The following is a 15,417-nucleotide window of genomic DNA, read 5'->3' on the forward strand; positions in this document are numbered from 1 at the left end:
CATCATGAACAAATTATCCTTATTACTGCCCGCTCTCATTGCGCTTGCGGGTTGCGCGCCAACGCCTACAACCCAACAACCTTCTGTGGATGTGGTGTCCGTGACAAACAAACTAACTTTAACATTGTCGGGCAAAACGATGTCGGCTCAAGAGAAAGCTGACATCTCTGACTTTATTGCTCGTCGAGGAACGCTGTCCAACTTAATGGTCAAGATCGAAAATACGACACCGAAAGGAGCAAGCCAAAGCGAAAAAGTCAGGCTTCACCTCATCGAGTCAGGGCTTTACCCTTCTCAAATTTCAGTATCGAATCCATCGGTACAAGGTCAAGGTGCACTCACGATTTTTGTTGAATCTTATCGTGCCAAAGTAACGGCATGTGACGCGGGTAAAACACCAAGAACCACGCTCAACGCTTATCGTACTCAGCGCAATTTTGGCTGTGCGAATGCCAGCGCACTTGCGCAAATGGTCGCAAATCCAAAAGACCTGATTGTTGGTCAACCCATCGACAGTGCACAAGGACAAAAAGCGGTGTCTAGCATCGACAATTACTTTGCACCACCAGCACAAAACCAACAGACAAACTCTGGTTCTTCGAATACCACGCTAGGAGGTTCGCAATGAATCAAGTACATAATTTAACGGTACTCATCGCGGCATCGGAGCAACTCGATACACTAGCGCTTACATACACACTGAATGATTTCGGTATCAACAACATCACGACCTCTTCGAATCAAGAAGATGACGTGGTGAGACAGGTACTTAAGAATGATGTTAAAACCATCTTCCTCGATGTACTGAATAGCGAATTGCCAGAGTCGAAACAGGTTGTGCAGCGTTTAATACAACGTACTGGGTGCCAAGTTATCGCGATTGGTCATTCAACTGAAATTTTTGCTTACCGTGGAATGCTCGCATCCGGTGCCAGTGACTACCTAGTCAACCCAGTGACACCACAAGATCTTGAACACGTCTCTTTTGCTGCTTTGCAACTCAACAACGAAAAACGAAATGAAAAAATCGTTTCCATTGTCAGTGCAAAAGGTGGCTCAGGAAGCAGCACCATTATCGCGACGTTATCACAGCAGCTTGCCGAACTCGATAAACGAGTAACCTGTATGGACCTCGATTTTTCGATGGGTGATTTGGATTTGCTACTCAATGTCGAAGGTAACACGGCTTTGGTAGAGCTTTTACAATACCCTGAAAGATTAGACCCCCTCGTGTTCGAGCGCAGCGGAATCAGTGTGTCATCCGAGCACACGCTCTTTACCGGTTATCTACCTTTAGACACCACACCCTTTTGGCCACAAAAGAGTGCATTTGATCAGTTTACAAAATTCTGCCTGCAAAGTTCAGACTACTTACTGATCGACATCCCGACCTATTCCTTACGCGACCAGGTTGGCTTTGAAGCGTTAAAAAGTGCCGATATCCGCATCATTGTGGTGGAACCTACACTCAGCTCCATTCGCAATGCAGGTCAGATAATCAAACGACTTCAAAACCAAACGGCTTCACAAACTATTGTGGTGTTGAACCATTGTAAGTCCGACTCCGCATCCCTTATTTCGGTCAATGATGTGGAGAAATCACTCGGTACATCCGTAGACGTCGTCATTCCGTTTTTGCCTAACCATTTCTTGAGCAAGTCATCGCTTGGACAGCCAGCCCATAAAGGCAATAGAAAAGTGAAGATCGCGTTTAACTCTCTACTTGAGCTAGTTACTGGTGAGCCGCAACAAGGCAGCCGCCGTTTTTGGAAGCGAGGCGCATAATGTTTGGTCACAACACACAAGTCATTGATCCAATTGAAGCGAATAGAGTTCGATCGCATGAAGCCCTAACATCAACACCTTCAGTTCGTGAGCATTATCATGTAATTCATGAAGAGGTCATCAAGGCGATCGACCCTTCGGTTGTTGTGAGCTTAAGTGCTTCCGATCTTGAAGCTAGAATTGCCGAAATGGTAGCTGATATCGTGATCTCTAAGCAGTTACCGCTTGGTCACAAAGATGTCGCTCATTCGGTGGAACAACTGCTCAATGAGTTTCTAGGTTTAGGTCCACTACAGCCCTTAATTGAAGACCAAGGCATTACCGACATCATGGTCAATGGGTACCGTGAAGTCTACGTAGAACGCTCAGGAAAATTGCAAAAAACGGCAGTTCAATTTCGAAATGAAGAACAACTTCTCAACCTAGCGCGACGCATCGTCAGCAAGGTTGGGCGAAGAATCGATGAGTCCAATCCATTAGTCGATGCTCGATTGGATGACGGTAGCCGAGTCAACGTGATGATCCCACCGCTAGCGCTTGATGGCACCTACATTTCAATCCGAAAGTTCAACGAGAATAAGCTGACGCTTAGCCAGTTGGCGCAGTTTGGCGCAATGTCGAAATCGATGGTTAAACTTATCGATATTATTGTTCGCTCACGCCTTAATGTGCTTGTTGCAGGAGGCACTGGTGCAGGTAAAACCACACTTCTCAATGCGATGTCTTTTAGCATTTCGCCTCAAGAACGCATCATTACCATTGAAGACACCGCGGAACTGCGTCTACAACAACCTCATGTTGTAAGAGCAGAAACTCGCCCAGCCAATGCCGAAGGCTTAACGCCAATTACCCAGCGAGAGTTGGTACGAAATGCTCTACGTATGCGACCAGATCGCATCATTTTAGGCGAAGTTCGTGGCAATGAAGCGTTTGAAATGATGCAAGCCATGAACACAGGCCATGATGGTTCACTGTGTACATTGCACGCAAACTCGGCGACTGACGCACTAGTTCGTATGGAAAACATGTTGATGATGAGCCAAGCGACACTGCCTCTGTTCTCATTACGTCGTCAAATTGCAGACACCATCGATGTCGTTATACAAGTCGAAAGAATGCGTGATGGCAAACGACGCATTGTTTCAATCACCGAGGTGCAAGGGTTAGAAGGAGAACAATACGTCACTCAAGATCTGTTCACATTCAAGCCTTTATCGGAAGATCAACAAGGCAACCTGATTGGCGAATATAAGAGCGCTAAGTGCGTGCCAAGCTTCAATGAAAAGGCCAAATACCACCAGCTAGATGCTCAACTAAGAGTGGCAATGGAGCTTGAAGTCGGATGATCCTAGTTCTCACTATTTTCGTTTTGTTTGTTGCGATTTGTCTGATCAAGCTTAACTCAAAACAAGCCATCGTGAATAAGCGCCTGCTGTTAGTAAGTGGGGGGCAGCGAGCGATTGCAGCGGACATCTCAATCAAAAAAGCCAACCACCAACGCACCAACAAGCTGCATGCTTTGTGCATGCGGATTAATGCGTTGCTGCCAGTCTGGGATAAGTATTTTATTGCCTTAACAGCCATCGGTTTTCCGGTATCAGGTCACATGCTGTTCCCGCAATTTTCTATGCTTCATCAATTACTCGCCGCTTCTGGTCTTTGGTTTACATGCACATGTGCCTTGGTGATGTACCGCCGAAAGATACAGATAGAAGAGTTCGAACAAGGCATCATCAATGTACTTGGCTTGATTTCTAGGGCTGTGGCCGCCGGGCTCTCGGTTCCACAAGCCATTGAACAAGTTTCAGAAACCCAACCAGGGCTATTAGGACGTGAATTCTCTTATATTCGCGATAATTTAGCGCTCGGTTTAAGCCTACGCCAAAGCCTCGATGATGCATGCGTTCGCCTTCCTTACAGCAGTTTCCGCTACTTCTCGGTCGCGTTGATCCTGAATCAATCGAATGGTGGCCAACTGCGCGACATTCTTCAAAGCTTGAGCAGAACCATGCATGACAACCGAGCCATGAGAAAAAAGGTTAAGAGCTTAACCTCGGAGCCTCGCATGACTGCCCTGTTTTTATCTTTACTACCGATTGGTTTACTAGCGACTATCGCAGTAATGGAACCAACGATGATAGATCGCTTAATCAATACAGAGTCAGGACAAGGTGTCCTCACTTATGCCGTATGTAGCATCTGCTTGGGCACTCTGATCTTGAACGCTCTGACTCGTAACAAGAGGTTCTCATCATGATGTACGTAGCATTACTTCTGATGGGTTGTGCACTGCTGCTCACAGTAATCGCGCACTTGTCTTCCTTTAAACGAGATGTCGTGGCTGAGCGACTGACTCGCGTATCGAGCTACTCCTCTAAGTACATCGCCACTTCAAGTAAATGGCGCTTCCAAGGTGCAAAACCACGACGCCAGAAATTGATCTTAATTGGGTGGTTAAATCCTAATGCAGAGATTTATTTTCTTGGCTTAAGACTACTGGCTATGGTCATGGGTGCCATTACTTGGTACGCCACTCGAATCCAAATACTTAGCTTGAACTCGGTAGCCGAATGCATAGCAATCGCCATTGTGATCGGCATCCTATTCGATCGCATTCTAGATTGGCGTGTGAACCAAGTTCGAATGCAGATTAGTCGGGTTATTCCTGATGCCGTCGACCTGATGGTGGTCTGCGTCGCGTCTGGCCTAACGCTTGAAGCAGTATTTCGTTGTGTTGGCGAAGAGATGCGTGCCATCTCTCCAGCTTTGGCACGCGAATGGCTACTCACTGCAACTGAGATTTCCGTTCTCGATTCGCCACAAACGGCACTTTCAAACCTAGACAAACGAGTTCAACTTCCTGACATCAACAATATTGTGACCACCATGAATCAAGCACTTCAATACGGTACGCCTCTCGCTGAAGCGTTAAAGCTGATTGCTTCTGATAGTCGCCAATATCACTTCCTAGAGCTTGAAGAGTGGGTAGGAAAAATACCTGCAAAGATGTCATTCCCTTTGGTGATACTCATCATGATCCCTTTCGTCATCATTGTTGTTGCACCCATCATGTTGGCCCTTAAACAAACCTTGGGAAGCTTATGAACAAGATCGTTCTCTTTTATTTATCGCTGGTGTTGGTCGGCTGTCAATCGACCAATAGCGTCGAAAAAGAGACCTCTGAAGACATGAAAGTCGCAGAGGTTGCGCTAATGAATGGCAAGCCAGAAAGTGCCATGGAGCTCTATCGAAAAATGCTGACATCGAAGCCCGATGACCCGCAGCTGCTATTGCTAATGGGGGCCGCTGCGAATCAAGCAAGTCGTTATGATGAAGCTCTTCATTACCTAAAGCGTGGGATCGAGCTTAATCAATCGAGTGCGATATACAGAGAGCTTGGCCGTGCTTGGTTAGCGCTCGGAGAGCTTGAACAAGCAACAACAGCTCTCGAAGAGTCTGTCAGATTAGTCGCAACTGATGATGTTGCTCAAAACAGTCTAGGCGTGAGTTACTCGCTCAATAAGCGGTATTCAAAAGCGCGTGAATCTTACTCACATGCCCTTAGTTTGATGCCATCCAGTAATGAGTACCGCAACAACTTAGCCATGGCCTGGATACTCGATGGCAAACCAGAGCAAGGGATCCGAATTCTGCACCCGATCTTTGTCCGAGGTGAAGCGAGTGTAAAGCTGCAACTCAATCTAGCACTGGCTTACGCACTTTCGGGAGACAGTGATTCAGCGAAAAGTATCGCTCGTGCACATCTATCTCAACCTGAGTTCGCCAACAATAGTCTGTATTACCAAGAGCTTGCTGCTAAAACAGAGCAAGGAGAACAGTGATGCTCTCACGTCAAAAAGGTGCGCAGACCGTCGAATTTGCAATGTTGGTGGTACCGTTCCTGATACTGATCATCGGTTTCTTTGAGATCTGCCGCCTGCTGTTGGTCAACATCATCTTTGATGTAGCCGTTAATGCGGGTGTTCGTGAGGCCAAGACACGGCCGATTAGTCCTATTTCAGACCAAGCTTTTGCCGAGACTATCGCAAAGTTCCCACTGATAGATAAGAGCAAGCTCGTCTTGGATCCATCGCCGCTATACGCCGAAAACTTCTCAGATTTAGTTAATGAGAAACCGGTATCCAAAAGCAGAGCAGTGTTAGGCGAGTACAAGGTGTCTTACTCATTTTCATTTGCCTTATTACCTAATCTATCAACTCAGTTTTCTGAGTCTATCGGCAACATGACAACCTTGAAAAGAAAGGTATTGGTTAGTTATGACAACAAATAAAACACCTCGAAAAAAACAAGCGGGTTCAGCAGCGATTGAATTCCCCTTCGTTGTACTCGCACTCATGATCATTTTGTGGGGGCTTGTTGCTGTCTATCGCCTATTCAACCTACAAACTCAACTCGACAACGTGACATATAACCTAGTGAATGCCGTATCCCTGACGCAACTAAAACCAGAACAAGGTCCAAACGGATTACCTAATACGTTAAAGGATCAACTTCTCGATCTCGCCGAGCGTTATCTTCCGCAAGACATTAAGCGCAGCAATATTGGGCTGGTACTTGAAAGCCGTGTATTTGATACCACCGCTTCGAACTGGGAATACAAGCACATCTATGCCGGGCTCAACTGTAAAAATGACACACCTATCGAGCGACTAAAGGCACTTATCGTAGAAGGTAGTGGTGACCCTGCATTAGATGGACAACCGTCCACCTTGATTCAACTAACTTTATGTGTAAATACACCGTTTGATTACAAGCGACTCGAGCTTCCTAAAACACTCTCAAGTTCATCAGCGGTGGTAGGTAAGCACTATGGTTAAATCAATGTTCAGAGGCCTAGTCCGTCATCAACAAGGCTCCATGACCATTTCATTCTTGGCGTTACTGTTTCCCGCGCTTTTTATCGCCGTTGGTACCCTAATGATCTCAGCACAAGTGATGGTTTCAAACCGAGCTGCGCAAGCCGCCGATTCGGCCGCATTAGCGTGTGCTTTTGCTGACACAGCCACACTCCCAATGATGCGGGCTTACCAAGAGTACTATAAGCCAACCCTAAAAGGGGTGAGTAGCTTAACACCAGAAAAACAAGGCTCAAGCTGCCGTATTAGCCTAGGTTATTCATTGTCACCGATACTGCCCAACTTTAAATATGAGAGCTATGCAAACAAGGTAACGGCAACAGGTGGAGGTTATAAAGGTGTGGTTGAAAGCAAGCACTCTTCGATTCCAACAGAGCTGGTATTGGTACTTGATGTGTCTGGATCGATGGGTTCAAACATCCAGTCATTGAAATCCATTTTATCCAACGCTTTGAATACGATTCAATCTCAGAGTAAGAACGCTAACGATTTAGATTCTGTAAGCATTTCAATCGTTCCCTTCGACTCTGGAGTCGCAGCGCAGCGCCCACCTTGGTTAGCTAAAGAAGCAGCCGGTATCTACTGTATCGATGGGCTGAGCTATCGCAATGGTAATTTCTCTGCGTCACTGACGGTCGACAACCTCGCCACGCTGCACTCAGAACGCCCTGTGAAGTTTGCTAAGCCCAACGACTGGTTACTTGACTGTAACCAAAACTCGCCAATGCTGCCGTTGACCAATGTATTTTCTCGCGTCCAAAACTCGATAAACAGCCTAACGGCGAACGGCGGTACTCGCTCTTTTCACGGGTTGTTGTGGGGAGTCAGACAACTCATCCCAAGCTGGCAACAAGCGTGGGGCATAAACGTCAGCACACTACCCGAGACCAGAAGAAAGCTAGTGCTTTTTACCGATGGCAACGACGAAGGAGATACGTTTGACCAACTGGTTAACGCTGGGTTTTGCACAACCGCAATCAATCAATATGGGATCGAAATGAACTTCATCGGCTATGACGTCAGTTCATCTCGAATCGCTCAATTCGAGCGCTGTGCAGGAAGTCAGTCTCGCGTCTTTAGCGCCACTAACACCACCCAACTTAACAAATATTTTTCCGACATTTTGGCCGTTGAATACTCGGCAACAATCAAACTCACCAAATCACTTAATTAGACGCGCTTAATTAGAAGCACTTAGCTAGAAACACTGAATTAAAAACAACTATTGAAAAACAAATAGTTAAAAACAATATGGAGAACAACATGTTTACACGAGCCTTAGCGTTATTTGCGTTGTGCCTTTCTTTGCCAGCATTGGCTTATCAAGAAGGCGATTCGTTATCGCCAGACGTCATCAACAAACTTCAACTCAACAAAGATGAACTCACCATTGTCGATTTCTTTGCAGAGTGGTGTGTGTCTTGTCGAGAAGAGTTACCTGAGGTCAATCTGCTCTACACGGAACTAAAAGGTACTGGTGTCACTTTTAAAGGTGTTGACGTCGATGAAGATGTAGAAGTGGGCCTTGAGTTTCAAAAACAACTTGGACTGGAATTCCCAGTTATTAACGACCCTGACCAAGCGTTAATCGCCGAATTCAAGCCGATCGGCATGCCTGCACTTTACTACATCTACCAAGGCAAGGTTATCAAGATTCGTTTTGGTGCCATTAACCACATTAGTGACGTGATTACTGATGACCTCACCAAAATGGGAGTTCAACTGTAATGCTAATCAAAGCCACCCTTCTTGGACTACTCACGATTCCAATGACGGCGAATGCGACTCTTGAACTTGACCTCAGTGGTCTGGGCAAAAAGCCCGTTGAGCAGAAAATCAGTGACACCAGTGGAAAAAGTGATGGTTCTATCATCGAAGAAGAAATCATTTCCAGCACCGTTTATTCAAGTAACGGCTCATATTCAAACCAAGAAGCAAAGCACGCAACCAGACGAAATATTGAAATGGTTAAACCTAAGGCAAAGCAACTGGTCATCGAAGAGAAAGAGCCCGTAGTGAACAACAAACCTTCTGCTCTGGCTTTCGTTGATGAGTTTCTTGGTATTGAACCTGTAAAGCCTTGGGAAAAAGGCACATTGGCTCAAAAAGAAATGAAACCCGGCGGTCCTGTACCTGAGTTCGACGTGTTCTCTGAAAAAGTCTTCGCTTACAAACAAGGTTCTGTAGGCGGCAGTGGTGTTGGTGGCGGCGGTTGCGGCTGTAACTAAACAAACAATACATCTATAAATCAATAATATAAGAACAAAATGAAAAGAATCCCAATTACGCTGCTAAGTGCAGCGGCAGTGGCTAACGTGGCATTAGCTGAAGACCATATCTCTGTTCATTACCTTAGCTATGAGGAATACGATGACAGAGTATCAGCCAATGACACCATGGTTTCGATTGAGAAAAGTATCGGCTTAGATTGGACACTCAACGCAGAGATAAGCTACGACAGTGTTTCCGGTGCCTCACCAGCGTGGGGACCAACGACACCTCCAGCTTCGAATGCCGATCAGATCAATCGCGCCCTAAAAACTCAGCAAGCGCAAAACAAAACCAACGAAGTGATTCGTGCTGGCTACGATCCTCATCGCAGCGGTTATGAAATCCAGAAGGTTGGTCTAGAAGACACCAGAAAATCGATCAGCTTGAGCGCGACCTATCGTGACACGTTACGTAACGAATGGACCTTAGGTGGCAACGCATCTCAAGAAGAAGATTATGAAAGCCTTGGCATTAACGCCAAAGGTTTGGTCTATGCCGATAGCACTAAAAACCGCTCTTACAGTCTAGGTGGCTCTGCCCTTTTCGATCAGACTCAAGCGTTCGGCAAATACTCATTGGCTTCATCAAACAGCCAGAGTTGGGAAGATATTTTTACTGGTAGTTTAGAAGCTGGTTTATCACAAACCTTCACGCCCAATCTATACAGCATTTTTACTGCTTACACTGGTTACCGCAGTGGCTATTTGAGCAATCACTATTTAACGGTTCTGCGTGAAGTCGATATCAATGACGACGGTAAAATCGATGATGATGAAGTGTTCTTGGGGCAAGATTCTCGACCGGATACGCGACTCTCTGGCGGTATTAATATCCAAGCCTTTTACTCATTGTCCGATAGCCTAAAAATCCGACCAAGATACAAATGGTTTATGGATGATTGGGGCGTAATGTCTCATCAGATAGGTGGAAAACTATCTTGGCGTGTGAGCGAATGGCTAACATTAGCACCGGGCTATTTCTGGTACACGCAAGATGCAGCTGATTTCTATCGCGACCCAAGTAGTGCCGATCCTTCATTTGCTTCATCAGGCTACGCAACTTCAGACCTGCGCTTAGGTAACTTCACCGCCAATGCTTATGAGCTGGGTGCGAGTATTAAGGTACACAAGAAATTACGTTTGAATGCGCTTGCGGCGTATTACGAACAGAGCAACGGTTTTGAAGCTCAATGGTGGGCGGTTGGAGCAACCTATGAGTTCTAACCAGCTCTTTGTGCATCGTTTTCATGCGATGACAGTACCTTGTGAAGTGCAAATCCTGTCGATTGATTTAGCGAACTTTCCAGAGGCAAGTACAAAAGAAATCGCCGATGAGATAGAGCAAAACACTCGCCGTTTAGAAGACAAATATAACTTCTACTGCGACGATTCGTGGCTAACACAATGCATTAATCAACGAACGTCATGTGATGTCGAACTCGACCCTGAATCTGCCGAAGTATTCCGACATCTCGACCGATTAAGTCAACTGACGTTCGATACCTTTGATACTACGGTCGGAAGCATCAAACATCTTTTAAAACAAAAACCGAAGATGTCGCACAGTCACGCCTTCCAAGCGCTGTCTTCTGCTCTGGGTAAGCAAGCATGGGAATTGAAAGGAACAATGGATCTAAAAGGGACCGTCGATCTACAAAGGGCTGTCGGTCTACAAAGAACACAGCTACACGTCCCTGATTCACGTACTCGTTTCGACTTTGGCGGCGTCATCAAAGAGTACGCCGTCGACCAAGCAGTAGAGATAGGCAAGCAACGTGGTGCAACCTCAATGTTGGTGAACTTTGGCGGAGATATCTATGCGCTAGGCAACAAGCCGGATGGCTCGGCATTTAACATTGCGGTATTGGACCCAAGAGACAACAAAACGCCATTTTTTGCGGTTCCCTTAACCAACGCTGCGCTCACAACTTCGGCTCATAGCGAACGTCAAATGCAATTTGGTGATAAAACCACCTCTCATATTTTGTCGAAGCAAGATGTTGAGAAGAAGATTCTATCGGTTACCGCGATTGCTTCTTCCACATTGGAAGCGGGCGTGCTCAGTACATCACTGACACTGAACCCAAGCATTTCAGTGCCCGAAGATAGTGCTGTTATCTACATCGACGATCAATTACACATTCACCAAAACACGGAGTTTTTGCATTCATGAAAAGCTACCTATTCACGTTAATCTTATTGTTTAGCAGCTTTTTGCATGCTCAAGAAAGTGAGTTTCTTCCCGTTGAAGAAGCCTTCCCTGTCACATGGGAAGCCACAGACCAAGGTGCGATCATCAATTTTGATACTCATCCTGGTTACTATCTGTACCAATCTCGATTCTCATTTAAAGAAGAGTCGTCATTATCGACGCTAGAGCCTCAATACTCGCAGCCAGGTGAAGAAAAACAGGATCCTAACTTTGGTAATGTTGTTGTGTTTCACAAGCCGCTCACCGTTACAGTACCTTACACTGGAAGTGGCAAACTCACCGTGCGTTACCAAGGCTGCGCAGACAAAGGGCTTTGCTACCTCCCACAAAAGTTAGAGCTAGATTTGCCTAAACTGGAAATCTTGATAGCTGATAGCTCATCAAGTTCGCTATATCAAACCTTAGGCGAGATCAGTGAAGACACTAATGGCTTATCTTCATTCCTATCTCAAGCGGGCAAGTTACAAGCTCTCCTTGTATTCTTCTTACTCGGCCTAGGCTTGTCTCTGACGCCATGTGTACTACCGATGATTCCAATTCTAGCCAGCATCATTGGTGGTGAAAAAGAGATGACAGGGAAAAAAGGCACGGCACTCTCAAGTTCTTACGTTCTGGGTATGGCCACCAGCTATGCGATGACAGGGATATTAGTAACGACCTTGGCAAAAGGGATTAACCTTCAAGCCGCGATGCAACAGCCTTGGTTGTTAAGTAGCTTTGCGGCAGTTTTTGTTCTGCTTGCGTTGGCAATGTTCGGATTCTATGAACTCCAACTACCTTCCGCCCTTCAGCAAAAACTCAACAGTGGTTCAGACAAACTTGGCGGCGGCAAGATCGCCAGTGTCTTTGCTATGGGCGCAATCTCAGCCTTGGTGGTATCACCTTGTGTCAGCGCTCCATTGGCTGGTGCGTTGCTGTACGTTTCAACCACTCAAGATTGGATGTTTGGCGGAGCGACTCTGTTTGTTATGGCGCTTGGTATGGGAGTACCGCTTATCGCGATCGGGGCAAGTGGCGGGCGTCTGTTGCTAAGAAGTGGCGCGTGGATGGTATCGGTCAAGCAAGTGTTTGGCGTACTGCTATTGGCTGTTGCTATCGTGCTATTAAGCCGCTTTGTCGCTCCATCGATCATTATGATCTTATGGGCGCTGCTCGCCATCGGTTCTGGTGTACATTTCGGTGCTTTGGAAGCCGCGCAACCGGGTTGGGCTCGTACTCGTAAGTTTTCTGCTTTACTGCCACTGAGTTACGGTTTAATTTTGTTTGTCGGATTTTTCTTAGGTAATACCGACCCTCTGAATCCGCTTGCAAACAGAAAATCAGCTCAACCTATTGCGGCTACTCCCTTTGAAAAAACCGATTCGATTGCTCAGTTAGAGCAGAAGTTACAAGCCGCTGCAAATACCGACCAAAAAGTGCTCGTCGACCTTTACGCGGATTGGTGTATCTCTTGTAAAGTGATTGAAACTAATGTGTTTAATGACCAACAAGTGAGTCAAAAGCTTAAAGAGTGGAAAACCATAAAGCTTGATGTGACAGAAAGCTCTCCAGAGCAAATGGCGTGGCTCAACGATAAAAATGTGTTTGGCCCACCTGCGATTTTCTTTTACTCACCCACAAGCGGAGAGCTAGAGCCTGCGCGAGTGATGGGAGATATTGATAAAGACGGTTTTAATAGCAAACTTAAGCTTGCTAATCAGCTTGCTTACGCAAGCAGCGTACAACCGGATAGTCGCACAAACTAAAGTAAACCATCGATAAAGCCCAAATCGCCCAATCATTGATTGGGCGATTTATTATTAAGCCTGCCGATTCAGACCGCCTATTCTGAACTTTCCAACTGTTCAATAACCATTTGAGTTAGCCGCTCAGTATACGCATTGATCTTCCAGTGTTCTGGGCTCCAGCCTTTTACAAATCGTTGGAAGTCGGCCCATGCCACGTAAAACATTGGTCGCCATGTGGCTTCAACATCATCAAAAGAAAGTTGTGATTGATAGTATGTGAGTGCCTCTTTCAAGTATCGAAAATAAGCCTCTAATATTTCTGATTCAAGCTCTTCGCAATCTTGCGGCCTAACCGCGCTGCTCATAAACAGAGCTACGTCTTTCATCGCACAACCATGACCGACATATTGGAAGTCGACAGCTGCTGCGTTTTGGCTTGCCGAATCAAAACAGAAATTAGCTAGCTTGGCGTCACCATGCACCAAAGTTGGATACGGACACTCTCTGAGTAAACGATCGATGTGTGGCGCTTGATTCTTCAATGGTAAGTCGGCCAACGCGTTTAACTCATCAGGACGTGTTTCTAAATGCCAGTAAGTACCTATTTTCCATAATGATGCAGACTGATCTTGGTCGATATGGATATGCTTCGCATGAAAATTAGCAAGCCACTTTAGGCAGGCATCGCGTTGTTCAACCTCGACGGCAGTGTAACCAAGTACTGGTTCAAGCTGAGTATCTTTAGTAGCCAATTCATCACAAACGGCGAGCACATCAAATTGAGAAGTGAGAGGAAAGCCGATATCAGCAAGGTTTTGCATCACAATCAGCCACTCGTTCTCTTGTAACTCACATTGCAGCCCAACAGGCACAGGACAACGCTCATCCCACTGTTGAGTGAACGATTGATACCAAGCCGTTTCCACTTGGTAAGAGTGCACCTTTCGTTGATGAGATAATTTAGTGTTCCAGCCTTTGGGGTGTTCAGCTTTATCTGGCAATGCGACATGTTTGACGATGACACTGTTTACTGAGGCATTGTTCATCGAGGCACTATTATCTTTAGCAAAGACCAAGCGAACTAACTCGCCATATCCGCCCCACAAGCGTTGAATCACTTGAACATCAAACCCCTGGTGACAGCCAAGTGAGGTTGCAATTTTTTGATAGAGTTCAGGTTGAACAAGGTTTTTTGGCGATATTGATTGAGACATATTACTCGTTGCTAAGCTTTATCAGAGAGAAGATGTGACCACTGTGGCTGCCTATTCATGTAATGCACTACGTAGCTGCAAACAGGAACAATCTTTAAGCCAGCCTGTTCAATTTCAGGTAAGACCGACTCCATCATCACCTTACCAAACCCTTTACCTTGTAGTTCATCAGGAATCCGAGTCGAAGTAATATGTAGGACGTCCCCATCCTTCTGATATTTAACAACAGCGAACTGATTTGGTTCTAGCTCAACCGTAATCTGGCTAGCTTGTTGATCCCATTTTATGGCCTTCATTCTCAACTCCTGCAAATAATTGGTACACCAAACAATAAAAGTTTGAAGTATTAGTTCCTTGTAATAGACTAACGAAAGTGCATATAAATAAAACTAAGTACTTACAAATACAGTCAATAATTTAGAGTTAACTATTTTATATAAAACTAGAAAATAGAAAACTCACTCTATAAATTAATATAAAGTACTCCTGTTAAACCTAGCACGTAATAACACCTTGTTAGCAAGTTACCAAATAACTAACAGACGCATGTTGGCGCATGGAGAAACATAATGAACGCACCACTGAAGAAGCCTTTGGAGCATAATCAGGCACTTCAAGACCCTCGAAATCGCACTATTTCCACGATTAATAGTACCGATGCGTTGGCCATGATTGAACACGGTAGTGAACTGACGTTAAACGTCTCGACTCCGGTTGGCACTAAATTTCTAGCGACTACGAAGTTTATCGGCACACACAGTGAGAACTGTATCTTGGTTGAAGTCCCTGAGATTTCAAGCGATGACCTACGCTTTTTCTTTCAGGAAGGGTTTTGGATGACGGTTAGAGCTTACTCGTTAAGAGGAGAGGGCGCGCTTATTCACTTTAAATGTCAAATTCATCATAATATTGGTGAACCTTTCCCAATTTTGGTGTTATCGACACCAAGTACAATGCAAGTGACTCAACTTCGTAAAGAAACCCGTTATGAAGTCAATTTAGAGTCCAGAATCATCTTCAATGATCAGCGAATGAATTGTGAGATCCGAGACCTATCTAAAAGTGGTTGTCGCTTTGTCACATCGCCAACGTCACGACCTATTCAGATTGCCGATAGAGTGTCTATCGAGATCACGCCTGGAAATTACAACGGCCCATTTATTCCTCCGCTACGAGGCACAGTGTGTAACTTGCAGAAATCGACACACTACGCACGCTACGGTGTAGAGTTTGACGATATCGGCCGTGCCAATGCTAAGAATCTATTGGGTAAACTTAAGTTCGATGGTACCAAGCTTCGTTTACGTAATGCCTAAGTGTCAGCCCTGCTTT

At 45.6% G+C, this 15,417-nt stretch carries 17 protein-coding genes; 15 read left to right on the forward strand and 2 right to left on the reverse strand.

Going from position 1 to position 15,417, the window contains the following annotated elements:
• Positions 1–4: 4 nt before the first annotated feature.
• From IHV80_RS24970 to dsbD, 14 genes are all read left to right on the forward strand, one after another.
• Positions 5–628, forward strand: coding sequence for a CpaD family pilus assembly lipoprotein (locus tag IHV80_RS24970; RefSeq protein ID WP_192891436.1), 624 nt, complete (start codon positions 5–7; stop codon positions 626–628).
• Positions 625–1,785 (forward strand): P-loop NTPase, encoded by a 1,161-nt coding sequence (locus IHV80_RS24975; protein ID WP_192891437.1) that lies wholly within the window; start codon positions 625–627, stop codon positions 1,783–1,785. Before IHV80_RS24970 ends, IHV80_RS24975 begins: the two co-directional genes overlap by 4 nt.
• Positions 1,785–3,131: a CpaF family protein gene (locus IHV80_RS24980; protein ID WP_192891438.1), complete on the forward strand. Its 1,347-nt coding sequence runs from the start codon at positions 1,785–1,787 to the stop codon at positions 3,129–3,131. The genes IHV80_RS24975 and IHV80_RS24980 overlap by 1 nt, the downstream gene beginning before the upstream one ends.
• Positions 3,128–4,042: a type II secretion system F family protein gene (locus tag IHV80_RS24985; protein ID WP_192891439.1), complete on the forward strand. Its 915-nt coding sequence runs from the start codon at positions 3,128–3,130 to the stop codon at positions 4,040–4,042. The genes IHV80_RS24980 and IHV80_RS24985 overlap by 4 nt, the downstream gene beginning before the upstream one ends.
• A complete protein-coding gene (locus IHV80_RS24990) occupies positions 4,039–4,890 on the forward strand; it encodes a type II secretion system F family protein (protein WP_192891440.1) in 852 nt (283 codons plus the stop codon). The genes IHV80_RS24985 and IHV80_RS24990 overlap by 4 nt, the downstream gene beginning before the upstream one ends.
• Positions 4,887–5,627, forward strand: coding sequence for a tetratricopeptide repeat protein (locus IHV80_RS24995; protein ID WP_192891441.1), 741 nt, complete (start codon positions 4,887–4,889; stop codon positions 5,625–5,627). The genes IHV80_RS24990 and IHV80_RS24995 overlap by 4 nt, the downstream gene beginning before the upstream one ends.
• Positions 5,627–6,076, forward strand: coding sequence for a TadE/TadG family type IV pilus assembly protein (locus tag IHV80_RS25000; protein ID WP_192891442.1), 450 nt, complete (start codon positions 5,627–5,629; stop codon positions 6,074–6,076). The genes IHV80_RS24995 and IHV80_RS25000 overlap by 1 nt, the downstream gene beginning before the upstream one ends.
• Positions 6,063–6,623: a tight adherence pilus pseudopilin TadF gene (gene tadF, locus IHV80_RS25005; protein WP_192891443.1), complete on the forward strand. Its 561-nt coding sequence runs from the start codon at positions 6,063–6,065 to the stop codon at positions 6,621–6,623. Before IHV80_RS25000 ends, tadF begins: the two co-directional genes overlap by 14 nt.
• Positions 6,616–7,836 carry a vWA domain-containing protein gene (locus IHV80_RS25010; protein WP_192891444.1) on the forward strand — a complete coding sequence of 407 codons (1,221 nt, stop codon included), beginning with the start codon at positions 6,616–6,618 and terminating at the stop codon, positions 7,834–7,836. The genes tadF and IHV80_RS25010 overlap by 8 nt, the downstream gene beginning before the upstream one ends.
• 89 nt (positions 7,837–7,925) lie before the next feature.
• A complete protein-coding gene (locus IHV80_RS25015) occupies positions 7,926–8,390 on the forward strand; it encodes a TlpA family protein disulfide reductase (protein ID WP_192891445.1) in 465 nt (154 codons plus the stop codon).
• Entirely contained in the window at positions 8,390–8,890 is a 501-nt protein-coding gene (locus tag IHV80_RS25020; protein ID WP_192891446.1) for a DUF4266 domain-containing protein, read from the forward strand. Before IHV80_RS25015 ends, IHV80_RS25020 begins: the two co-directional genes overlap by 1 nt.
• 39 nt (positions 8,891–8,929) lie before the next feature.
• A complete protein-coding gene (locus tag IHV80_RS25025) occupies positions 8,930–10,156 on the forward strand; it encodes a DUF3570 domain-containing protein (protein WP_192891447.1) in 1,227 nt (408 codons plus the stop codon).
• A complete protein-coding gene (locus IHV80_RS25030) occupies positions 10,146–11,105 on the forward strand; it encodes an FAD:protein FMN transferase (RefSeq protein ID WP_192891448.1) in 960 nt (319 codons plus the stop codon). The genes IHV80_RS25025 and IHV80_RS25030 overlap by 11 nt, the downstream gene beginning before the upstream one ends.
• The gene (dsbD, locus tag IHV80_RS25035) at positions 11,102–12,889 is read left to right on the forward strand and encodes a protein-disulfide reductase DsbD (RefSeq protein WP_192891449.1); all 1,788 of its coding nucleotides are present in this window, start codon (positions 11,102–11,104) and stop codon (positions 12,887–12,889) included. Before IHV80_RS25030 ends, dsbD begins: the two co-directional genes overlap by 4 nt.
• Before the next feature lie 77 nt (positions 12,890–12,966).
• Here the strand turns inward: dsbD and IHV80_RS25040 are convergent, their stop codons facing one another.
• Both IHV80_RS25040 and IHV80_RS25045 read right to left on the reverse strand, forming a co-directional pair.
• Positions 12,967–14,085 (reverse strand): phosphotransferase, encoded by a 1,119-nt coding sequence (locus tag IHV80_RS25040; protein WP_192891450.1) that lies wholly within the window; start codon positions 14,083–14,085, stop codon positions 12,967–12,969.
• Positions 14,086–14,096: 11 nt separating this feature from the next.
• A complete protein-coding gene (locus tag IHV80_RS25045; protein WP_192891451.1) occupies positions 14,097–14,381 on the reverse strand; it encodes a GNAT family N-acetyltransferase in 285 nt (94 codons plus the stop codon).
• 273 nt (positions 14,382–14,654) lie between these two features.
• On the opposite strand from IHV80_RS25045, the gene IHV80_RS25050 reads away from it, so the two are divergent.
• Entirely contained in the window at positions 14,655–15,401 is a 747-nt protein-coding gene (locus IHV80_RS25050) for a flagellar brake protein (protein ID WP_192891452.1), read from the forward strand.
• The last annotated feature ends 16 nt before the right edge of the window (positions 15,402–15,417 follow it).

The organism is Vibrio bathopelagicus, from assembly GCF_014879975.1.
Classification (GTDB): domain Bacteria; phylum Pseudomonadota; class Gammaproteobacteria; order Enterobacterales; family Vibrionaceae; genus Vibrio; species Vibrio bathopelagicus.